Here is a 20,602-nt window from a genome sequence, read left to right on the forward strand (position 1 = left end):
GCAGGCGAGCCGCGCCCGGGTGGCCCCCGCAAAGACCTGGAGCTGGTTCTCAGGCCAGCAGGCGCGAGGACTTGGGCACGTGCGCCATCAGGAACTCCATCTGGTCGGCCAGGATCCGCCGGTTGCGCAGGATGAAGTCCTCCCACAGGCTGGGCACGTAGGGCGCGTACAGCAGTGGCATATGCGCCTGTTCGGGGGTGCGCGGCCCCTTGCGGTGGTTGCAGGGACGGCAGGCCGTGACCACGTTCATCCAGTGATCCTGCCCGTTGCGCGCGAAGGGCACGATGTGCTCGCGCGTGAGGTTGTCTTCGTGGAAACGCCCGCCGCAGTAGGCGCACACATTGCGGTCGCGGATGAAGAGCTTGCTGTTGGTCAGGCCGGGCTTGAGGTCGAACGGGTTGATCGTGGGCACGCCCTTGGTGCCGATGATGCTGTTGACGGCAATCACCGACTGTTCACCCGTCACGGCGTTGTGCCCGCCGCGGAACCGGGCGATCTGGCCGCCGGATTCCCAGCGCACCTCACCGGCGGCGTAATGAATCACCGCCTGCTCGAGCGAAATCCACGATTGGGGCAGCCCTTGGGCCGACAGCTTCAAGACCTTCAAAACACGCCTCCTGGAACGGTAAGTACACAAGGATTCGGAACGCTGATGTCTCGCGGGCAGCCCCGTACCGGGCCGTCCGTGGGTCACAATATACTCCGTTTTCATGACAAATTGGCGTCTTGCGCTTGATGCACCTGCGCATGCTGCTATCAAAAAGATAACAAACCGATGAAGATCTTTCGCGGATTCCACCATCCTGGCATCGCCCGCTCGTGCGCGCTGACCATCGGCAATTTCGATGGCGTGCACCGGGGCCACCAGGCCATGCTCGCCCTGCTCAACAGCGAGGCCGCCCACCGGCAAGTGGACAGCTGCGTGCTGACCTTCGAGCCCCATCCGCGCGACTATTTCGCCGGGGCGCTGCACAAGCCCGAGCTGGCGCCCGCGCGCGTCGGCACGCTGCGCGACAAGCTCACGGAGCTGGCGCGCTGCGGCGTGCAGCAGACGGTGGTGCTGCCCTTCGACGCGGCGCTGGCCGCGCAGTCGCCCGAGGCCTTCATCGACGAGGTGCTGGTGCAGGGGCTGGGCGCCCGCTACGTGCTGGTGGGCGATGACTTCCGGTTCGGGCGCCAGCGCGCGGGCGACTACGCCATGCTGGACGCGGCCGGCCAGGCCCGGGGCTTTGACGTGGCGCGCATGAACAGCTACGAGGTGCACGGTTTGCGCGTCTCCAGCTCCGCCGTGCGGCAAGCGCTGGCCCAGGGTGACATGGACGCGGCCGCGCGCCTGCTGGGACGGCCCTACACCATCTCGGGCCATGTGGTGCATGGCCGCAAGCTCGGGCGCGAGCTGGGCGCCACGGCCGAGGGCGCGGGCGACGGCTTTCGCACGCTGAACCTGCGCTTTGCCCACTGGAAGCCCGCCGCCAGCGGCATCTTCGCCGTGCTGGTGCACGGCCTGGGGCGCGAGGGCGATGCTCCGCTGCAGGGCGTGGCCAACCTGGGCGTGCGCCCGTCGCTCGACCCCGACGACGTCAACGGCGGGCGGGTGCTGCTGGAGACACATTGCCTGCAATGGCCCGCCGAGCTGGGGGCCGAAGGGGCGTACGGTAAAATCGTGCGCGTGGAACTGCTGCACAAACTGCACGACGAGCTCAAGTACGACGGTCTGGCTGCCCTGACGGCGGGCATCGCCAAGGACTGTGCGGATGCGCGCGCCTACTTCGCGTCGGCCCAGGCACCCAATCACACCGAGACCCGGCGCCAGACCACGCGCGACCGAATTTGAGGGGGCTGCCTGCGCAGCGCCTGCCCGGCAGGCCCGACACCTCTTCACGCCTCCTCTTTTCCCGTTTTCTCCGGGCCTGCCCCGGAATGCCCCGTTTTAAGGCTCCCTCATGTCCGACAACGCCAGTACCACCGAATCCACCGCCACGGACTACCGCAGCACCCTGAACCTGCCCGACACCCCCTTCCCCATGCGCGGCGACCTGCCCAAGCGCGAGCCGGGCTGGGTGAAGGAATGGGAAGACAAGGGCCTGTACAAGCGCCTGCGCGACGCACGCTGCGGCGCGCCCAAGTTCATCCTGCACGACGGCCCGCCCTACGCCAACGGCCAGATCCACATGGGCCACGCGGTCAACAAGATTCTCAAGGACATGATCACCAAGGCGCGCCAGCTCGAGGGCTTCGACGCGCTGTACGTGCCCGGCTGGGACTGCCACGGCCTGCCGATCGAGAACGCCATCGAGAAGAAACACGGCCGCAACCTGAGCCGCGACGACATGCAGGCCAAGAGCCGTGCGTTTGCCACCGAGCAGATCGCGCAGCAGATGGTGGACTTCAAGCGCCTGGGTGTGCTGGGCGAATGGGACAACCCCTACAAGACCATGAACCCCGCCAACGAGGCGGGCGAAATCCGCGCGTTCAAGCGTGTGATGGAGCGTGGTTTTGTCTACCGCGGCTTGAAGCCTGTGTACTGGTGTTTTGACTGCGGCTCTTCGCTGGCCGAGTTCGAGATCGAATACCAGGACAAGAAGAGCACCACGCTGGACGTGGCGTTCAAGGCGCACGAGCCTGCCAAGCTGGCGGCCGCGTTCGGCCTGCCCGCGTTGACCAAAGACGCATTCGTCGTCATCTGGACCACCACCGCCTGGACCATCCCCGCCAACCAGGCGCTCAACCTGAACCCAGAGATCGGCTACGCCCTGGTGGACACCGGCGAGCGCGTCCTGCTGGTGGCCGAGCCGCTGGTGGCCTCGTGCCTGGAGCGCTATGGCCTCACGGGCAGCGTGCTGGCCACCACCCTGGGCAAGAACCTGGGTGGGCTGGAGTTCGAGCACCCGCTGTACGATGTGAAAAGCGAGGACGGCAGCCAAGGCTACCAGCGCCTGTCCCCCGTGTACCTGGCCGACTACGCCACGGCCGACGATGGCACCGGTATCGTGCACTCCTCGCCCGCCTACGGGCTGGAGGATTTCAACTCCTGCGTGTCCCACGGCCTGGCGCTGGACGACATCCTGAACCCCGTGCAGGGCAACGGTACCTATGCGCCGGACTTCCCGCTGTTCGGCGGCCAGCACATCTGGAAGGCCGTGCCCGTCATCATCGAAGCACTGCGCGATGCCGGCCGCCTGATGGCCACCAAGGAGATCACGCACAGCTACCCCCACTGCTGGCGCCACAAGACGCCGGTGATCTACCGCGCGGCCGCGCAATGGTTCATCCGCATGGACGAAGGCGAAGGCGTCTTCACCCAGCCCGGCATGAAGCCCGCCAAGACGCTGCGCCAGATCGCGCTGGACGCCATCGAGCACACCAGCTTCTACCCCGAGAACGGCAAGACCCGCCTGCACGACATGATCGCCGGGCGGCCCGACTGGTGCATCTCGCGCCAGCGCAGCTGGGGGGTGCCCATCCCGTTCTTCCTGCACAAGGATTCGGGCGAACTGCACCCGCGCACCATGGAAATCATGGACCAGGCGGCCGACATCGTGGAAAAGGGCGGCATCGAGGCCTGGAGCCGCGTGACGCCCGAGGAAATCCTGGGCGCCGAGGACGCGGCCTGCTACACCAAGAGCACCGACATCCTGGAGGTGTGGTTCGACTCGGGCTCCACGTTCAGCCATGTGCTGCGCGGCACGCACCCCGACGTGCACCACGACACGGGCCCCGAGGCCGACCTGTACCTGGAAGGCCACGACCAGCACCGCGGCTGGTTCCACAGCTCCCTGCTCTTGGCATCGGCGCTGGAAGGCCGCGCGCCCTACCGGGGCCTGCTGACCCACGGCTTCACCGTGGACAGCCAGGGCCGCAAGATGAGCAAGTCGCTGGGCAACGGCATCGATCCGCAGGAGATCAACAAGAAGCTGGGCGCCGAGATCATCCGCCTGTGGGTGGCCGCCAGCGACTACTCCGGCGACATCGCGGGGGACGAAAATATCCTGGCCCGTGTGGTGGATGCCTACCGCCGCATCCGCAACACGCTGCGCTTCCTGCTGGCCAACGTGAGCGACTTCGACCCGGCCAAGGACGCCGTGCCGTTCGACCAGATGCTGGAGATCGACCGTTACGCCCTCACCCGCGCATCCGAGTTCCAGGCCGAGGTGCTGGCGCACTACAAGGTGTATGAGTTCCACCCCGTGGTCGCCAAGCTGCAGCTGTACTGCTCGGAAGACCTGGGCGGGTTCTACCTGGACGTGCTCAAGGACCGCCTGTACACCACCGCGCCCAAGAGCCTGGCGCGCCGCAGCGCGCAGACCGCGCTCTACCAGATCACGCATGCCATGCTGCGCTGGATGGCGCCGTTCCTGTCCTTCACGGCCGAAGAGGCCTGGAAGGTGTTCGGCCAGTCCGACTCCATCTTCGTGGAAACCTATGGCTCCATCGCCGGGGCCGACGAGGGCCTGCTGGCCAAGTGGGGGCGCCTGCGCGAGATCCGCGATGCGGTGAACAAGGAGATCGAGGCGCTGCGCGCCGCCGGCCAGGTGGGCTCTTCGCTGCAGGCCGTGGTCACCCTCACGGCCGCGCCCGAAGACCATGCGCTGCTGGCCAGCCTGGGCGACGACCTGAAGTTCATCTTCATCACCTCTGCTATTGAATTGGTAGCTGGTAGCGCACTGCAGATCAGCGTCAAGCCCAGTTCCGATGCCAAATGCGAGCGCTGCTGGCACTACCGCCCCGACGTGGGGCAGGATGCCGCGCACCCCACCATCTGCGGCCGCTGCACCAGCAACCTCTACGGGGACGGCGAAAGCCGGGCGCACGCGTGATGGCGCGCGGCGCGGCACTGGCGGGGCGCTCCGGCGCGGGCATGTGGCCCTGGCTGGCCTGGGCCGTGGTGCTTCTGGTGGCCGACCAGATCACCAAGACCTGGATCCTCCAGAACTACCAGCTGGGCGATGCCACGTTCATCACCAGCTTCTTCAACATCGTGCGGGCGCACAACACCGGCGCGGCGTTCTCCTTCCTGCGCGATGCGGGCGGATGGCAGCGCTGGCTGTTCACCGGCATCGGCGTGGCCGCCACGATCTTCATCGTGTGGCAACTGCGCGCGCACCCGGGCCAGAAGCTGTTCAGCTTCGCGCTGTCCAGCATCCTGGGGGGCGCGGTGGGCAACGTGGTGGACCGGCTGATGCACGGCTACGTCGTGGACTTCCTGGATTTCCACTGGAATTTCCTCGCCCGGATCTTCCACGGCGGCCATTTCCCGGCCTTCAACCTGGCGGACACGGCCATCAGCGTGGGGGCCGCCTGCCTGATCCTGGACGAGCTGCTCAGAGCGCGGCGCGCGCGCTGAAGCAACACCCCCGCCCCCTGCATCCCAGGCCCGCCGCGCGCGGGCCTTTTGCCAGGCGAAAGGCGGGGAGCGGGTTCACCGGCAGGGGCCTGCCCCACCTGTGTAGTGCCCGTGCGGCAAGCGCCACACGCCGTGCCCCGCCCGGCAAAACCCGGACTGCTATCCATGCTATGGAATCGGGAGTATGCTTATATGTCAGTTTTGTGACAAATGACGGAGGGGTGCCTTGCCCGCGCCCGCCCCGGAAGCCGCGCCGCCCGGCACCGCAGACCCGTCTGCCCTGGCCTCCGGGCACAAAAGTGAACACGCCACCCTGGCCAGGGGCGCATGATGTGCCCTGCGTCCGCCGTGGGCCAGGCGCCGCGTTTGCGCACGTCACAAGAAGAAGAAACAACGGTTTTCCATGAAGCATCTCTTGAATCTCCTGGCAGCGGTGTCGCTGCTGATCTGGGGCACCCACCTGGTGCGCACCGGCATCCTGCGCGTATTCGGCGCCAACCTGCGCCAGCTGATCGCGCACAGCGTCAGCAACCGGTTCACGGCCGTGCTGTCGGGCATCGGGGTGACCGCCGTGGTGCAGTCGAGCACCGCCACGGCGCTGATCGTGTCGTCCTTCGTGGGCCAGGGCCTGGTGGGCCTGCCCGCCGCGCTGGCCGTGATGCTGGGCGCCGACGTGGGCACCAGCGTGATGGCCGTGGTGTTCTCCATGGACCTGTCCTGGCTCTCGCCGCTGTTCATCTTCGCGGGGGTGGTGCTGTTCATCTCGCGCAAGGACACGGCGGCCGGCCGCGTGGGCCGGGTGCTGATCGGCCTGGGCCTGATGCTGCTGGCGCTGCGCCTGATCACCGAGTCCACCACCGTGCTGACCCAGTCGCCCACCGTGCGCACGCTGCTCTCCGCGCTCACCAGCGACCTGCTGCTCGAGATTTTCACGGGCTCGGTGCTCGCCATCGTGGCCTATTCCAGCCTGGCCACGGTGCTGCTCACCGCGGCCCTGGCGGGCTCGGGCGGCATCCCGCCCGACGTGGCGCTGGGCCTGGTGCTGGGCGCCAACCTGGGCAGCGGCGTGCTGGCGGTGCTGACCACGCTCAAGGCCGACGTGCAGACGCGGCAGGTGCCGCTGGGCAACCTGATCTTCAAGATCATCGGCGTGGTCATCATGACGCCGCTCACGGGGCTGTGGCTGCAGCACGTGCGGCCCTACGTGCCGGAAATCGCGACTCTGGTGGTGCTGTTCCATCTGGCGTTCAACATGGTGGTGGGCATCATCTGCATCGGCCTGACCGGCACGGTGGCCCGCGCGGTGCAGCGCCTGCTGCCGCAGGAGAAGACCCAGGCCGCGGCGGGCACGCGCCCCCAGCACCTGGACCCTTCCGCCCTGGCCACGCCCTCGCTGGCCATCTCCTGCGCCGCGCGCGAGGCCCTGCACCAGGCCGACGTGGTCGAGTCCATGCTGCTGGGCCTGCACAAGGTGATCCGCACGGACGACCTCAAGCTCGCACAGGACCTGCGCAAGCTCGACGACGAGGTGGACGGCCTGTACTCGGCCATCAAGTACTACATGACCAAGATCTCGCGCGAGGCGCTGGATGAGCGCGAGGGCCGCCGCTGGGCCGACATCATCAGCTTCACGATCAACATGGAGCAGATCGGCGACATCATCGAGCGCGTGCTGATCGACATCGAGGACAAGAAGATCAAGAAGGGCCGCCAGTTCTCGGAAGCCGGCATGGAAGAGATCAACGAGCTGCACGCGCGCCTGATCGACAACCTGCGCCTGGCGATGAGCGTGTTCCTCAACGGCAGCGTGCGCGATGCGCAGAAGCTGCTGGAGGAGAAGGCCCGCTTCCGCGACCTGGAGCACGCGTATTCGGCCACCCACCTGGCGCGCCTGTCCGACAACACGGTGCAAAGCATCGAGACCAGCTCGCTGCACATCGACCTGATCAGCGAGCTCAAGCGCATCAACTCGCTGCTGTGCTCGGTGGCCTACCCGATCCTGGAGTCGGCGGGCGCGCTGGCGCCCAGCCGCCTGAGGGCCATGGTGGACCAGGCCTGAGGCGGCGGCTTGCGCCCACGGCGGCCCGCCGCCCTTGCGCAGGGGGCAGCGGCCGCAAGGGCCGCCGCGTCAGGCGCCCAGAAAGCCCGCGATCACCAGTCCGGCTTCCAGGGTGAACGCCCCTTGCGCCACCTGTTCGCGCAGGCTGTCGAGGGAAAGCAGATCGAACCGCTCGACTTCCCCGTCCTGGTTGCAGGGCTCCAGGCCGTCGGGCACCTGGGCGCGGAACCAGTCGATGCGCTCCACCATGAAGCCCACGCCCCCGCCCTCGCGGCTGGGCCGGCTGAACAGCACGTGGCCGCCGTGCGCCACGCCCGCCAGGGCTTCGATGCGCAGCCCGGCCTCCTCCCAGGTCTCGCGCGCCAGCGCCTGCGGCAGGGTGTCGGCGGCCGCCACCATGCCGCCCATCAGCGTATCCCACAGGCCCGGGTTGTTGGGCTTGGTCAACGCCCGCTTTTGCACCCACATGCGGCCGTCCGGGGCCAGCCCCACCAGGTGCACGGCCCGCGTGGCGATGCCCAGCACGCGCACGGCGCCGCGCTCCACGGTGGCCACCACGTCGCCCTGCGGATTGCACACGGCCAGTTGCTCATTGCGCCAGGGGCCGCACCGGCCCGCGCCCCGCAGCACCGCCGCCAGGGCGTTGAGCGCCTCGGTGGCCCCTCCCGGGGGCGATTGCAGGTGCCAGGCGGGTGCCCCCTGATGCTCTGTTTTTGATAGCTCGTAGCGCTTGTCGATGGCGCGCGAGGCACCAATCTGCTCCAAGAACCCTTCGGCCACCGAGCCCACCACCTGCCCGGCCGCCAGCAAGGCTTGGCGGGACTGGGCGGCGGGCTGCCGCGCGGCCTGCCGGGCGCCCGCCAGCCAGTGCCCGAACGGCGTGCTGCCGTGCGCCGCGCTCACAGCGTGAGGATGGTGGAGCCGGTGGTCTTGCGCGCCTCGAGGTCGCGGTGCGCCTGCTGCACCTGCGCGAGCGGGTAGCGCTGGTCGATGTGAATCACGACCTGCCCGCTGGCCACCACGCTGAACAGGTCGTCCGCCATGGCCTGCGTGCTCTCGCGCGTGGCGATGTGGGTGAACAGTGTCTGGCGCGTGACGTACAGCGAGCCCTTGGCGCCCAGCGCGCCCGGAGCGAACGGCGGCACGGGGCCCGATGCATTCCCAAAGCTGGCCATGAGGCCAAAGGGGCGCAGGCAGTCGAGGGACTTGTCCCACGTGTCCTTGCCCACCGAGTCGTACACCACCTTCACGCCCTGGCCGGCGGTGATCTCTTTCACGCGGGCCGCGAAGTCCTCGGTGTTGTAGTTGATCGCGTGGGCCGCGCCATTGGCCAGCGCGAGCTGGCACTTGGCGTCCGAGCCCGCCGTGGCGATGAGGGAGAGCCCGAGCGCCCTGACCCACTGCGTGGCGATCAGCCCCACCCCGCCGGCGGCGGCGTGGAACAGCACGTGGTCGCCGGCCTGCAGGCCTTGCACGGGCAGCGTCTTCTTGAGCAGGTACTGCGCGGTCAGGCCCTTGAGCATCATGGCCGCGCCGGTTTCGAAGCTGATCGCATCGGGCAGCCGGCACACGCATCTGGCGGGCATCACGCGCTGCTCGCAGTAGCTGCCGGGCGGCTGGCTCGCGTAGGCCGCGCGGTCGCCCACCTTCAGGTGCGTGACACCTTCGCCCACGGCCTCGACCACACCGGCGGCCTCCATGCCGATGCCCGCGGGCATGCCGAGCGGGTACAGGCCCGTGCGGTGGTACACGTCGATGAAATTCAGGCCGATGGCGTGGTGGCGGATGCGGATCTCGCCGGGGCCGGGCTCGCCCACGGCGACGTCAACGATGTGGAGTTCTTCGGGACCACCGTGCTGGCGGATCTGGACGGCAAGGCTCATGGCTAACGCTCCTGTAACGGTGAGACAAACGGCGGCCATCCTGCCACGAATCCCGCGAGCCTGCCGCAGGCCGGGCTACTTGCCGGCGGGCACCGCCACGCCGCGAGGAGAAGGCCCTGGGCGATGGCGGGTGGGCGTGTGGACGGCCGCGCCGCCCTGGGGCCTTGTGGCCGCGCGCAGCGGGGCGGCACGCGCGCCGTTACAGTCCAGCCCCATGACACAAAAACTCACGCCCGGCACGGCGGCGTTGCTGGTGGTACCGCCGATGCTCTGGGCCGGCAATGCCGTGGTGGGGCGGCTGGTGCACGACCTGATCCCGCCCCTCACCCTCAATTTCATCCGCTGGGTGCTGGCCTTCGGCATCCTGCTGCCCCTCGCGCACGGTGTGCTGCGCAAGGACAGCCCGCTGTGGCCGCACTGGCGCCGCTATGCGCTGCTGGGGCTGCTGGGCATCGGGCTGTACAACGCGTTCCAGTACATGGCCCTGCAGACCTCCACGCCCATCAACGTGACCCTGGTGGGCTCCAGCATGCCGGTGTGGATGCTGGGCGTGGGCGCGCTGTTCTTCGGCGCAGGCGTCACGCGGCGGCAGCTGCTGGGGGCGCTGCTGTCGATCTGCGGCGTGCTGCTGGTGCTCAGCCGTGGCGAATGGGCGCAGCTGATGGCCTTCCGGCTCGTGCCGGGCGACCTGTTCATGCTCCTTGCCACGATTTCATGGGCGTTCTACAGCTGGCTGCTGTCGCGCACCACCGAGCCCACCCGCATCCGCGGCGACTGGGCAGCGTTCCTGATGGCGCAGATGGTGTTCGGGCTCGCATGGTCGGGCAGTTTCGCCGGGGCGGAATGGGCCTCGGGCCGCTCGCACGTCGCATGGGGCTGGCCGCTGGCGGCCGCGCTGGCATTCATCGCGGTGGGGCCCGCGGTGCTGGCCTACCGCTTCTGGGGCGTGGGCGTGCAGCGCGCGGGGCCCGCCGTGGCGGGCTTCTTCGTGAACCTGACGCCCCTGTTCGCCGGCATCCTGTCGGCCGCGTTCCTGGGGGAGACGCCCCAGCTCTTTCATGGCATCGCGTTCGCGCTGATCGTGGGCGGGATCGTGGTGTCCTCTCGCCGATAGCGCCGCTGCGGCGGCTCTACTCCTGCACCCGCAAGGTGCCGGCAGAGGACCCAAAACCCGGTTCTTGCGCCGGGAAGTCCGCCACGGTGGCGTTGTAGTTCACGCCCACCATGTGGCCGTTCAGGTCCGTGAGGTACATGAGGTTGCGGACGTCGGTATCGGCGGCCGGCGCGGTGCTGTCCATGCGCACCCAGGCACGCCCGCCAATGGTGACCAGCGAGGCGTCGCGCATCACCAGGCCCGGGGTGAGCCTGGGCAAGGTTGTTTCCATGGCGGACATGAACGCGGGCAAGGCATCGGGCGTGAGCGGTTTTTGCGCCATGCGCGACCAGGTCACGGCAACAGTGCTGCTGCGCCGGGCGTTGCCCCAGGCGGCCAGCGGCCTGCGCCCGTGCCGGCCGAACTTGGTCTGCAGCTCCTCGTCGGTGAGCGCGGTGTAGCCCGCCGGCGCCTGCAGCCGCAGCGTCCCGCTGGGGGTCTGGACGGCGACGGGCTCGGCGGCGGCCAGGGTGCAGGCAGCGGCTGCGGCACATGCCAGGGTGGCCCATGCAGCCAGGCGCCCGCGCGCCGTGGCGCTGGCGGCGGGGCAGGTGTGCGGAGAAGGGTGCATATCGGACCTCGCCATCAGCACAATGGAAAGAGCGAACGGAAGGAACACCATGCGGCCGGCGACTGGCGGCTCAGTCCGCCGCGCCGCCGGCGGCCGGGGGCGTGGTGGCGGCCTGGGCGGCCTGGGTGGCCTCGGCGGCGTTCTGCAGCAGGACTTCCAGGTCGGCCACGGGCCCGGGCATCCCGAGCAGGTAGCCCTGGAAGAGCTGGCAGCCATAGTCCGCCAGCAAGGTCTTCTGCGCCGGGGTTTCCACGCCTTCGGCGATCACATCGAGCTCCAGGTTGCGGGCCATGCCGATGATGGTCTGCACGATCACGTCGTCGGTGTGCCGCACGCCCAGGTTGTGCACGAAGGACTGGTCGATCTTGAGCTGGTCCAGAGGCAGGCGCGTGAGGTAGGCGAGCGACGAGTAGCCCGTGCCGAAATCGTCCACGGAGAAGCGCACGCCCTTGGTCTTGAGCAGGCCCATCTTGGCGACGGTGTCGTCCACGTTGTCCAGCACCAGCGACTCGGTGAGTTCCAGCTTGAGCAGGTGGGGCCGCGCGCCGGTTTCCCGCAGCACCTCGACGACGCGGGCCACGAAATCGCGCTGGCGGAACTGGCGGGCGCTCACGTTGACCGACAGCTGCACATGCCGGTAGCGGGCATCGTTCTGCCACGCCGCCAGCTGCTCGCAGGCGGTGCGCAGCACCCAGTGGCCCATCGGCACGATGAGTTCGCTTTCTTCCGCCACGCCAATGAAATCACCCGGGGCGATCAGCCCGCGGTCGGGATGGATCCAGCGGATGAGCGCCTCGGCGCCCACGATGCGGCCGTCCAGGTGGAACTGGGGCTGGTAGTGCAGCACGAACTGCCGTGCCGTCAGCGCCGCCTGCAGGTCCCCTTCCAGCTGGGCGCGCACGCTGATGGCGATCTGCATCTGCGGATCGAAGAAGCACAGCGCGTTGCGCCCCTGCGACTTGACCTGGTACATGGCGATGTCGGCCTGCTTGAGCAGATCGACCGAGGGCTGCAGCGCTCCTCCCATCAGCGTGGCGCCGATGCTGGGCGTGCTGTGGTGGGTGTGCCCCCCCAGCGAGTACGGCGCGTTGAGCGTGCGCAGGATTTTTTCGCCCACGCGCCGGGCATGGGCAGCCGCCTCCTCGCTGTGCTGCGACAGCTCGTGCAGCATGACGACGAACTCGTCCCCGCCCAGGCGCGCCACGGTGTCCTCCCGCCGCACACAGGTCTTGAGCCGCTCGGCGACCTGGCGCAGCAGCAGGTCGCCCACTTCGTGGCCCAGGGTGTCGTTCAGGGTCTTGAAGTGGTCGAGGTCCAGGAAGAGCAGCGCGCCGTACTGCCCGCTGCGCAGGCTGGCCGCGATGACCTGCTGCATGCGGTCCATGAGCAGCCGGCGGTTGGGCAGGTTGGTGAGCGGGTCGTAGAAGGCCAGGCTTTCGATCTCGGCACTGGCCCGGCGCAGGGCGGTCACATCGTGGTACGTGATGACCAGCCCCCCTTCGGGCGTGGGCCGTTCGGTGATCTGGATCGTGCGGCCATTGGGCAGCACCTGTTCATGGGGCTCCTGGTGCTGCTTTTGCTTGAGCAGGCGCAGCTCCACCCAGCGCATGCGCTCGTCCTCGCTGGCGCGCGGCAGGTGGTGGCGGGAGGTTTCCTCCATCACGCGCCGGAACGGCACCGTCGGCGCGATCACGCTGCGCAGCCACGGAAATATCTCCTCGAACCGGCTGTTCCACTGCACCACGCGGTACTCGCCGTCGAGCAGCAGGAAGCCGCTCACCATCGACTCCAGCGCCTGGTCCAGCGTGGCCTTGGACTGCGCGATCGCGATGCGCGCCTGGGAGATGCGGTCCAGGTAGCGCAGCGCCAGATTGCCGGCCGCTGCGATCATGGCCACGAACAGCAGCCCCGTGAGCGCGATGGCGTTGCGCTGCTCGCGCCAGCCCGCCAGCGCATCGCGCAGCGGGATGCTCGCGGAAATGCGCAGGTCCTGGTACAGGATGGGCCGGTAGACCACCAGCGCGGGCTCCCCGCTGAGGCGGGCCGGCGCTTTCCATTCCTGGCCCTTTTCCGCGAGTTCGTGGAGCGGCGGACTGAGCGTGGGCGTGATGGACTCCTCGCGGTTGGGCACGCTCAGCAGCAGCAGCCCTCCCGCGCGCTCCAGCGTGACCTGCAGGCCGCTGATGTCCACCCCCTGCACCAGCACCGAACTGAGCGCGCCGACGGGCACCTCCGCCACCGCGACCACGCGGGCGCTGTCGGCCATGCGCAGGTGGCGAGCGAAGTACAGCACGCGCTCGGACGTGGCGAAGCTCACCACCGGCGGGCTGATCATGAGGGTGGAGACGGGCTGCTCCAGCACCGTCGCCAGGAAACCGGGCGGCAACTGCACGGGCAGCGCGCTGCCGGCGGCGTCGGAGGACGCCATCGACTTGCCGTTGGCGTCCAGCAGGGCCACGTAGCGCACCATCAGGTTCTGCCGCGCCGAGCTGCGCAGGCGCTGGCTGGCCAGCTCGGGATCGATCCAGTCGCGCATGGCGCCGGACAGCCCGAGCAGTTCATCCATGCTGGCCAGCAGCACATCCACCGCCAGCAGGGACCGGTTGAGCGCCGCCTCGGCGCCCGCCACGAAGCGCGTGGCCTGGGCTTCGTTGTCGTCCAGCGCCACCTTGCGGGCGTTCCATGCCAGCGCGGCGGAGACCAGCACCACCGCCGCCATGAACACCGCCGCCCCGGCCCATACGAAGGCCTTGATCCGCAGCGGGGTGTTGGACTCACTCATTTCGCGGGGGCCGCCGCCAGGCCGCGGACGGGGCCGATCGTCTGGTTCCACACCTGGGCGCAACGCACCCCGCAGCGCTGCACCCAGCGCGGCAGCACGGTGGAGGCGAGGATCTCGTGCCGGTTGCGCTCGTCCTGCGACGACACCGGCACCACCACCATGCTGCCCTTGCGGCCCCCCACGCAGGCAGGGGCCCCACGGTTGCAGGCCATGCCATCGGAGGTCTCGCGCTCGGACTCTTCCCAGATGGCGGCCTCCAGCCTGGGCAGCTCGCGCCGCAGCAGCGCACGCAGGTCGGGCGGCAGCGCCTCCCAGGCGGCCTGGTTGGCGCCGAAGATGGCCAGCCCCCAGGTCACGGGCAGCGCATGCATGTGCGAGGTGATCGCGGGCAGGCCCAGGGTGTTGCCCGACATGGTGCCGGTGATCGCGCATTCCGTGTTGCCCGCGGTGAGGCTGGGCACGATCTGCGCGAAACCGGTGAGCACCGGCACGCCGCCCAGCGCCCCGACGAAATCGGCCTGCGTGGAGGAGGACACCCGGGTGCGGCGCCCCGCCAGGTCGGCCAGCGCGCGCAGCGGCTTCTTGCAGAACACCACCTGGGCGGGGTACACGTACACCGCCAGGGCCTCCACGCCATGCTGGTCGCGCAGGACCTTCTCCAGGTAGGGCCGGAATGCCGCCAGCGTGGACTTGAGCGTGGCGATGTCGGGATTGAGGCCGGCCAGGTCGGGCGCGGTGTACTCGGGGTACTGGGCCGTGAATGAGCTCATGAGCGTCGTGCCGAAAGGCACCACGCCCAGCTGCAGCAGGCGCAGCATCTCGGCGCCGGGCACGCCGGCCCGGTCAAAGGGCACGATCTCGGCGTCGAACCGTCCGCCGCTCATGCGCAGCAGCTCCTTCGACCAGAACGGCTCCTCCTGGCGGGTGTACTGGTTGATGCCCGCCAGGCCGCCCACGATGCGCAACTTGTAGGGCGCTGCGGCGGCCGTCGCCGGGGGCGCGGCCGTCTGGCCCATGGCCTGGGGCAGGCCGCCCAGCGCCGCGCATGCCGCGCACAGCAGCACCGCGGCGCGGCGGCGAAGGCGAAACCTCAGAGCGGGCATGGGCTGCATGGGGGGCTCTGGTACTGCAGCCCGCACGCGGAGCGAGGCCATGAACGGAGCGCCTTCGCGCCCTGGGCGCGGCGAAACCCACAGCGGTATCGGCGGATACCGCATGGATTCGCAACGCTGCCCGGGAGGGGAATGCGCAGTGTCATGTTCCGGTGCTTTCGGGTTGGAGGACTGGGGGCCCCATTCTTCACCAAGTTTTTCCACCCGGAGGAAAAGCTGTCGGCAAAATGCCACGAGGTACCACCGCAGAACCTGCCGCGCGCACAAGAACCCACCGCCCGCGGGTGGCCGGAAAGCACCCCGCGCCGCCCCCTCCAGCACGCAGCCCGGGCGCGCCAGCAGCGTTTTCGACGCGCAGGCTCAGGCAGGCGCCTGCGCCGCCGCCCGGATCAGAAGGTCAGAAAGTGCCCGGGTAGGCGCCGCCGTCCGCCAGCACGTTCTGCCCCGTCATGTAGCCCGCCTGCTGGCTGCACAAGAACGCGCAGATGGCTCCGAACTCCTGGGCCGTGCCGTAGCGCCCGGCCGGAATCTGCGCCTGCTGGGCGCTGCGCACGTCGTCCACGCTCTTGCCGGCCTTGCTGGCGGCCGCGTTCACGGTGGCGGCGAGCCGGTCGGTGTCGAACTTGCCGGGCAGCAGGTTGTTGATGGTCACGCCGCGCGCGGCGATCTTGCTGCGCGAGACGCCGGCCACGAAGCCGGTGAGCCCGCTGCGCGCGCCGTTGGACAGGCCCAGGATGTCGATGGGCGCCTTCACGGCGCTGGAAGTGATGTTGACGACGCGGCCAAAGCCCCGTGCGGCCATGCCGTCCACCGTGGCCTTGATCAGTTCGATGGGCGTGAGCATGTTGGCGTCCACGGCCTTGATCCATGCGTCCCGGTCCCACTCGCGGAAGTCGCCCGTGGGGGGGCCGCCGGCATTGGTCACCACGATGTCGAAGTCACGCCCTGGCCCGCCGGCCACGGAGAACACGGCCTCCCGTCCGGCGGCGGTGGTGATGTCGGCGGCCACGGCCAGCACCCGTGGCTTTGGCTGATTCTGCCCGCCAGCGTTAGAATTTTGTGCGGCTTCAGCTATCAATTGAGTAGCAGCCTGATCGAGGGCGTCCGCATTGCGGGCGTTGATGACCACATTGACGCCCTCGCGCACCAGGGCCAGCGCACAGCCGTAGCCCAGGCCCTTGCTCGCGCCGCACACCAGCGCCCATTTGCCTGCGATACCCAAATCCATAACAATCTCCGGTTCTGACGGCTGCACCCTGCGGCCTTTGAAAACCATCATACGTGGAGAGTTGCAAGATGAACTGGCTGCACCGCGGAGCCCTTGCCGCCTGGCTGGCATTGGCCGCATTGGCGCCCCTGGGCACGCAAGCGCAGGAGTCCGCCGTGGTCAAGCGCGCCACGCAACTGCGCGACACCCCCGCCGACACTGGCGCGAGCGTGGCGCCCCTGGAGGCCAACACCGTGGTCACCCGCAGCAACGAGCGCAAGGGCCCCTGGACCCGGGTGAGCACGCCGCAGGGCGCGACGGGCTGGGTGCACATGTTCGACCTGGGTCCGCAGTCGGGCTCGGCCGCACCTTCCAGCAACGCGGCCACGAGCGGCCTGCGGGGCCTGGGCGGTCTGTTCGGCGGCAACAGCGGCCCCACGACCACGGCCACATCCACCGTGGGCATCCGCGGCCTGGGCGCCGAAGACATCGCCAACGCGCAGCCCAACCCGGCCGCCGTCGGCCAGGCGGAGGGCCTGCGGGTGAATGCGGACCAGGCACGCCAGTTCGCGACCACCGCCTCCCTGCAGCCACGCGCCGTGCCGCCACTGGCGGCGCCCCAGCGTCCGTCGTCCAGCGGCAGCCCGGGAGCCACGGGCTCCTCGGCCAATCCTTCCGACCCCAACTTCAGCCCCAACTGAGGAAAGCCGCCATGCGACTGCCCTTTTCCCCTGCCTGCACGCGGCCGCTGGCCGCTGCGTGCGCCGCCCTGGCGCTCACCCTGGTGCCGGTCTGCGGCCATGCCCAGAACGTGATGAACCTGCTCAACTCGCTCGGTGGAGGCACCAGCAGCAGCGGTGGCGGCCTGCTGGGCGCCGTCACCGGCGGCGGCAATGCCGCCCGGGGCGACGACCTCATCAGCCTGCTCACGCGCTCGGTGGAGAGCATCGACGAGCCGAAAGAGATTGAAATCGGCCGCCAGCTCGCCGCCGTGCTGCTGGGCAGCAAACCGCTGCACCCGGACATGGCCCTGCAGCGCTATGTGAACAACCTCGGGCGCTGGATCAGCCTGCAGTCCGAGCGCCCCCATCTTCCCTGGACCTTCGTCGTGCTGGACGATCCCGGGTACAACGCATTCGCCGCGCCGGGGGGCTACGTGTTCGTGACCAAGGGCCTGATCGACCGCTGCGCGGACGAGGCCGAACTGGCGGGCATCCTCGCCCACGAAATCACGCACGTCACCGCCAGGCACCACCTGCACGCCATGCGCAAGACCGCGCAGTCCGGCATGTTCACGCAGCTGGTGGCGTCGCAGATCAAGACCAACGCCGTGGGGAACCTGGTGGCCTCGCAGTTCCTCGCCCTGGGCCGCAACCTGTATGCGCGCGGCCTGGACCAGGCCGACGAGTACGACGCGGACCGCACCGGCGTGGCCCTGGCCACGCGCGCGGGCTTCGATCCGTATGGGCTGGTGGCGGTGCTGCAGCAGCTGCGCACGGCCGCGCCCGACAACCCCATGTTCACGCTGGCCCTGGCCACCCATCCGCCCGCCCAGGCACGGCTGGAGCAGCTGGAGCTGGCCATGGGCAAGAACCTGGATGGCTTCATGGGCGTGGCGCCCGTCACGGTGGCGCAGCGCCTCAACCCCCAGCCTTCGCCGGCCTCCGGCCCCGCCGCCGCGGCGCCAGGCGCGGTGAATCCGGCGGCGGCGCCCGCCCGCAAGCCCGCGCCGCCCGCGCGGAAAAAGACCTCGTAGCGGAGCGGTGCCCGGGGCGCCCAAAAGGCGTGCCCACGCGGCGGGACAACAAGAAAAAAGGGCAGCGCGCGCTGCCCTTTTTCATGCCCGACAGCGCCCCTCCCCCCGGGCCGTATCGCGTGGCATTCGGAGCACCACGGCAAGGACCTTCATCAGGCCTGCTGGCGGCGCGCGAGCTGCGTGAACACGAAAATGCCGGCGATGACCAGCGCCGTGCCCGCGGCCACCCACACCGTGAAGGGTTCGCCCAGGATCCAGACACCCATGAGGATGGTGGACAGCGGCCCCACCATGCCGGTCTGCGCGGTCATGCCGGCGCCCACGCGCTCGATCGCCATCATCACCATGAGCACGGGCGCGGCCGTGCACAGCGTGGCGTTGAGCACCGACAGCCAGATCACCTCGGGCGCCACCACGGCCGCGCTGAAGGGCCGCAGCACCACGAACTGCAGCAGGCAGCACAGGCACGCCACCGTGGTGGCCAGCCCCACCAGCCGCAAGGACCCCAGGCGCCGCACCAGCTCGCCGCTGTAGACCAGGTAGATGGCATAGCTCACCGCGCTCAGGAACACCAGCAGGGTGCCCCAGGCCGCATCGGCGCCCTGCAGGTTGGCCTCGTGGCCGAACACCAGCACCACGCCGCAGTAGCTGATCAGCATGCCCACGGCCTGGCCCCAGCGGATGCCGCGCCGGTACAGCACCCAGCCGAGCATCACCACCAGCGTGGGGTTCAGGTACAGGATGAGGCGCTCCAGGCTGGCGCTGATGTAGGCCAGCCCCGCGAAGTCCAGAAAGCTCGCCAGGTAGTAGCCCGTGAGCCCCAGGCCCAGCACGCCCAGCCAGTCCTTGCGCGACAGGGGCGGCTTGCCCCGGCTGGCCCACCAGGCCATCACGGCGAAGATGGGCAGCGCAAACAACATGCGGTACATGATGAGCGTGACCGCGTCCACTCCGTAGCGGTACGCGAGCTTGACGATGATGGCCTTGCCGCTGAAGGCGATGGAGCCCAGCAGGGCGAGCAACAGGCCGGTTGCTACATTTTTTCTAGCTGCTAGCGCTTGTACTGATTGGGCTGGAGGCACTTTTTTCTCAAATCTCATCAATAGCCGGCCACCTGGCCATCGCGGCGCGGATCGCTGGCGGCCAGGTAGCCCTGCACCTTGGGGTCGCCCATGCGCCAGATGAACTGGCCGGCACCGAAGTCCTGGTAGGAGTCCTGCAGCACCTCCATCTGGTGCCCCAGGCCGAGCAGCCCCTGCACCGTGGCGGCGGGCATGGCGGCCTCGACGTTGATCGACAGCCCTTCGTTGAAGCGCCAGCGCGGCGCATCGCAGGCCGCCTGCGGGTTCTGGCCATAGTCCAGCATGCGCACCAGGGTCTGCAGGTGGCCCTGGGGCTGCATGTTGGCCCCCATCACGCCGTAGCTCATCACGGGCTGGCCGTTCTGCGTGAGGAAGGCGGGGATGATGGTATGAAACGGCCGCTTGCCCGGCGCCACCAGATTGGCGGAATTGGGGCCATCGGGGTCGGTGCTGAACGCCTGGCCCCGGTTCTGCAGACTGATGCCGAACGTGGGCTCCACGCAACCCGAGCCAAAGCCCATGTAGTTGCTCTGGATGAAGCTCACCATCATGCCGTTCTCGTCGGCCGCGGTCAGGTAGATCGTGCCGCCCTTGGCCGGATTGCCCGCCCCGAAATCCTGCGCCTGCTTCATGTCGATCAGTTTGGCACGGGATGCCAGGTACGCGTCATCGAGCATTTGGGCGGGTGTCACCTCCATGGACGATGGCTCGGCCACGTAGCGGTACACATCGGCGAACGCGAGTTTCATCGCCTCGATCTGCAGGTGCTGGGACGCAGTGCCATCCACGGGCAGGCCCGCCAGATCGAACTGGTCGAGGATGCCCAGCGCGATGAGGGCGGCGATGCCTTGCCCGTTGGGCGGGATCTCGTGCAGCGTGTGGCCCCGGTAGTTGCGGGCCATGGGGGTGACCCATTCGGGCCGGTGCGCCGCCAGATCCGCCAGCGCCAGGCTGCCGCCCTGGGCCTGCGAGAAGGCCACCAGCGCCTGGGCGATTTCGCCCGTGTAGAACGCCTGCCCCCGCGTGGCGCCGATGGCGCGCAAGGCACGCGCAGCCGCCGCGAACTGGAACAGCTCACCCACCCGCGGCGCGCGCCCCCAGGGCATGAAGCTCCGCGCAAACCCTGGCTGCGACTGCAGCTCGGGCACGGCGGCGGCCCATTTCTGCTGCACCACCACCGGCACCAGGTAGCCGCGCTCGGCGATCTCGGCGGCGGGCTCCATCAGGTCGGCAAAAGGCAGCTTGCCAAAGCGCTCGGACAGGGCCACCCAGGCGCTGACGGCGCCCGGCACGGTGACGGCATCCATGCCGCGCCGGGGCGGCGTCGCCTGCTCCCTGCCGTAGCGGCTGTGAAAGTACCCGGGCGTCCAGGCGGCGGGCGCGCGGCCCGAGGCGTTGAGCCCCTGCAAGGCCTGCCCGTCCCAGAGGATGCAGAACGCATCGCTGCCCAGGCCATTGCTCACGGGCTCGCAGATCGTCATGGCAGCGGCCGCCGCCACGGCCGCATCGACGGCATTGCCGCCCTGCTGCAGCATGCGCAAGCCCGCCTGGGCAGCCAGCGGGTGGGACGTGGAAACGACATTGCGCGCAAACACCGGCAGGCGGGTGCTGGCATAGGAAGAGGTGTAGCTGAACGGCATCGGGCCATTATCT

16 protein-coding genes are annotated in these 20,602 nt (G+C 69.1%); 7 read left to right on the top strand and 9 right to left on the bottom strand.

Going from position 1 to position 20,602, the window contains the following annotated elements; translation table 11 throughout:
• Positions 1-49: 49 nt before the first annotated feature.
• On the bottom strand, positions 50-607 hold the full coding sequence (locus ACAM51_RS06960; RefSeq protein ID WP_369643098.1) for an HNH endonuclease: 558 nt from the start codon (positions 605-607) through the stop codon (positions 50-52).
• Positions 608-775: 168 nt separating this feature from the next.
• Between ACAM51_RS06960 and ACAM51_RS06965 the strand changes: the two genes are divergently transcribed.
• The 4 genes from ACAM51_RS06965 (at position 776) to ACAM51_RS06980 (ending at position 7,403) form a co-directional block, all read left to right on the top strand.
• Positions 776-1,834: a bifunctional riboflavin kinase/FAD synthetase gene (locus ACAM51_RS06965; RefSeq protein ID WP_369643099.1), complete on the top strand. Its 1,059-nt coding sequence runs from the start codon at positions 776-778 to the stop codon at positions 1,832-1,834.
• Between the two features lie 109 nt (positions 1,835-1,943).
• Entirely contained in the window at positions 1,944-4,817 is a 2,874-nt protein-coding gene (ileS, locus tag ACAM51_RS06970; RefSeq protein WP_369643100.1) for an isoleucine--tRNA ligase, read from the top strand.
• Positions 4,817-5,344, top strand: coding sequence for a signal peptidase II (lspA, locus tag ACAM51_RS06975; RefSeq protein ID WP_369643781.1), 528 nt, complete (start codon positions 4,817-4,819; stop codon positions 5,342-5,344). Before ileS ends, lspA begins: the two co-directional genes overlap by 1 nt.
• A 403-nt stretch (positions 5,345-5,747) precedes the next feature.
• Complete coding sequence (locus tag ACAM51_RS06980) at positions 5,748-7,403, top strand: Na/Pi cotransporter family protein (protein WP_218295750.1); 1,656 nt, start codon at positions 5,748-5,750, stop codon at positions 7,401-7,403.
• Between the two features lie 69 nt (positions 7,404-7,472).
• On the opposite strand, the gene ACAM51_RS06985 is transcribed toward ACAM51_RS06980, so the two are convergent.
• Together ACAM51_RS06985 and ACAM51_RS06990 are read right to left on the bottom strand one after the other, a co-directional pair.
• Positions 7,473-8,306: an NUDIX domain-containing protein gene (locus ACAM51_RS06985; protein ID WP_369643101.1), complete on the bottom strand. Its 834-nt coding sequence runs from the start codon at positions 8,304-8,306 to the stop codon at positions 7,473-7,475.
• A complete protein-coding gene (locus tag ACAM51_RS06990) occupies positions 8,303-9,286 on the bottom strand; it encodes a quinone oxidoreductase (RefSeq protein ID WP_369643102.1) in 984 nt (327 codons plus the stop codon). The genes ACAM51_RS06985 and ACAM51_RS06990 overlap by 4 nt, the downstream gene beginning before the upstream one ends.
• A gap of 214 nt (positions 9,287-9,500) precedes the next feature.
• Between ACAM51_RS06990 and ACAM51_RS06995 the strand changes: the two genes are divergently transcribed.
• Positions 9,501-10,400 (top strand): DMT family transporter, encoded by a 900-nt coding sequence (locus tag ACAM51_RS06995; RefSeq protein WP_218295753.1) that lies wholly within the window; start codon positions 9,501-9,503, stop codon positions 10,398-10,400.
• A gap of 16 nt (positions 10,401-10,416) precedes the next feature.
• On the opposite strand, the gene ACAM51_RS07000 is transcribed toward ACAM51_RS06995, so the two are convergent.
• From ACAM51_RS07000 to ACAM51_RS07015, 4 genes are all read right to left on the bottom strand, one after another.
• Positions 10,417-11,010: a hypothetical protein gene (locus ACAM51_RS07000; RefSeq protein WP_369643103.1), complete on the bottom strand. Its 594-nt coding sequence runs from the start codon at positions 11,008-11,010 to the stop codon at positions 10,417-10,419.
• A gap of 70 nt (positions 11,011-11,080) precedes the next feature.
• Positions 11,081-13,792 carry an EAL domain-containing protein gene (locus ACAM51_RS07005; RefSeq protein WP_369643104.1) on the bottom strand — a complete coding sequence of 904 codons (2,712 nt, stop codon included), beginning with the start codon at positions 13,790-13,792 and terminating at the stop codon, positions 11,081-11,083.
• Positions 13,789-14,808 carry a TRAP transporter substrate-binding protein gene (locus ACAM51_RS07010; RefSeq protein ID WP_369643782.1) on the bottom strand — a complete coding sequence of 340 codons (1,020 nt, stop codon included), beginning with the start codon at positions 14,806-14,808 and terminating at the stop codon, positions 13,789-13,791. Before ACAM51_RS07010 ends, ACAM51_RS07005 begins: the two co-directional genes overlap by 4 nt.
• Before the next feature lie 493 nt (positions 14,809-15,301).
• Positions 15,302-16,132 carry an SDR family oxidoreductase gene (locus ACAM51_RS07015; protein ID WP_369643105.1) on the bottom strand — a complete coding sequence of 277 codons (831 nt, stop codon included), beginning with the start codon at positions 16,130-16,132 and terminating at the stop codon, positions 15,302-15,304.
• A gap of 68 nt (positions 16,133-16,200) precedes the next feature.
• Between ACAM51_RS07015 and ACAM51_RS07020 the strand changes: the two genes are divergently transcribed.
• Together ACAM51_RS07020 and ACAM51_RS07025 are read left to right on the top strand one after the other, a co-directional pair.
• Positions 16,201-16,812 carry an SH3 domain-containing protein gene (locus tag ACAM51_RS07020; RefSeq protein WP_369643106.1) on the top strand — a complete coding sequence of 204 codons (612 nt, stop codon included), beginning with the start codon at positions 16,201-16,203 and terminating at the stop codon, positions 16,810-16,812.
• 11 nt (positions 16,813-16,823) lie between these two features.
• On the top strand, positions 16,824-17,867 hold the full coding sequence (locus ACAM51_RS07025; RefSeq protein ID WP_369643107.1) for a M48 family metalloprotease: 1,044 nt from the start codon (positions 16,824-16,826) through the stop codon (positions 17,865-17,867).
• Positions 17,868-18,019: 152 nt separating this feature from the next.
• Here the strand turns inward: ACAM51_RS07025 and ACAM51_RS07030 are convergent, their stop codons facing one another.
• Positions 18,020-18,967, bottom strand: coding sequence for a DMT family transporter (locus tag ACAM51_RS07030; RefSeq protein ID WP_369643108.1), 948 nt, complete (start codon positions 18,965-18,967; stop codon positions 18,020-18,022).
• A complete protein-coding gene (locus tag ACAM51_RS07035; protein ID WP_369643109.1) occupies positions 18,967-20,589 on the bottom strand; it encodes a gamma-glutamyltransferase family protein in 1,623 nt (540 codons plus the stop codon). The genes ACAM51_RS07030 and ACAM51_RS07035 overlap by 1 nt, the downstream gene beginning before the upstream one ends.
• Between the last annotated feature and the right edge of the window lie 13 nt (positions 20,590-20,602).

Source organism: Acidovorax sp. A79, from assembly GCF_041154505.1.
In the GTDB taxonomy this organism is placed as follows: Bacteria; Pseudomonadota; Gammaproteobacteria; order Burkholderiales; family Burkholderiaceae_C; genus Acidovorax.

Coding starts and splice junctions, on each gene's coding strand:
- ACAM51_RS07025 (WP_369643107.1), top strand. CDS start 16,824: ATGCGACTGCCCTTTTCCCCTGCCTGCACGCGGCCGCTGGCCGCTGCG.
- ACAM51_RS06995 (WP_218295753.1), top strand. CDS start 9,501: ATGACACAAAAACTCACGCCCGGCACGGCGGCGTTGCTGGTGGTACCG.
- ACAM51_RS07030 (WP_369643108.1), bottom strand. CDS start 18,967: ATGAGATTTGAGAAAAAAGTGCCTCCAGCCCAATCAGTACAAGCGCTA.
- ACAM51_RS07035 (WP_369643109.1), bottom strand. CDS start 20,589: ATGCCGTTCAGCTACACCTCTTCCTATGCCAGCACCCGCCTGCCGGTG.
- ACAM51_RS06965 (WP_369643099.1), top strand. CDS start 776: ATGAAGATCTTTCGCGGATTCCACCATCCTGGCATCGCCCGCTCGTGC.
- ACAM51_RS06990 (WP_369643102.1), bottom strand. CDS start 9,286: ATGAGCCTTGCCGTCCAGATCCGCCAGCACGGTGGTCCCGAAGAACTC.
- ACAM51_RS07000 (WP_369643103.1), bottom strand. CDS start 11,010: ATGCACCCTTCTCCGCACACCTGCCCCGCCGCCAGCGCCACGGCGCGC.
- ACAM51_RS07020 (WP_369643106.1), top strand. CDS start 16,201: ATGAACTGGCTGCACCGCGGAGCCCTTGCCGCCTGGCTGGCATTGGCC.
- lspA (WP_369643781.1), top strand. CDS start 4,817: ATGGCGCGCGGCGCGGCACTGGCGGGGCGCTCCGGCGCGGGCATGTGG.
- ACAM51_RS07015 (WP_369643105.1), bottom strand. CDS start 16,132: ATGGATTTGGGTATCGCAGGCAAATGGGCGCTGGTGTGCGGCGCGAGC.
- ACAM51_RS07010 (WP_369643782.1), bottom strand. CDS start 14,808: ATGGGCCAGACGGCCGCGCCCCCGGCGACGGCCGCCGCAGCGCCCTAC.
- ACAM51_RS06980 (WP_218295750.1), top strand. CDS start 5,748: ATGAAGCATCTCTTGAATCTCCTGGCAGCGGTGTCGCTGCTGATCTGG.
- ileS (WP_369643100.1), top strand. CDS start 1,944: ATGTCCGACAACGCCAGTACCACCGAATCCACCGCCACGGACTACCGC.
- ACAM51_RS07005 (WP_369643104.1), bottom strand. CDS start 13,792: ATGAGTGAGTCCAACACCCCGCTGCGGATCAAGGCCTTCGTATGGGCC.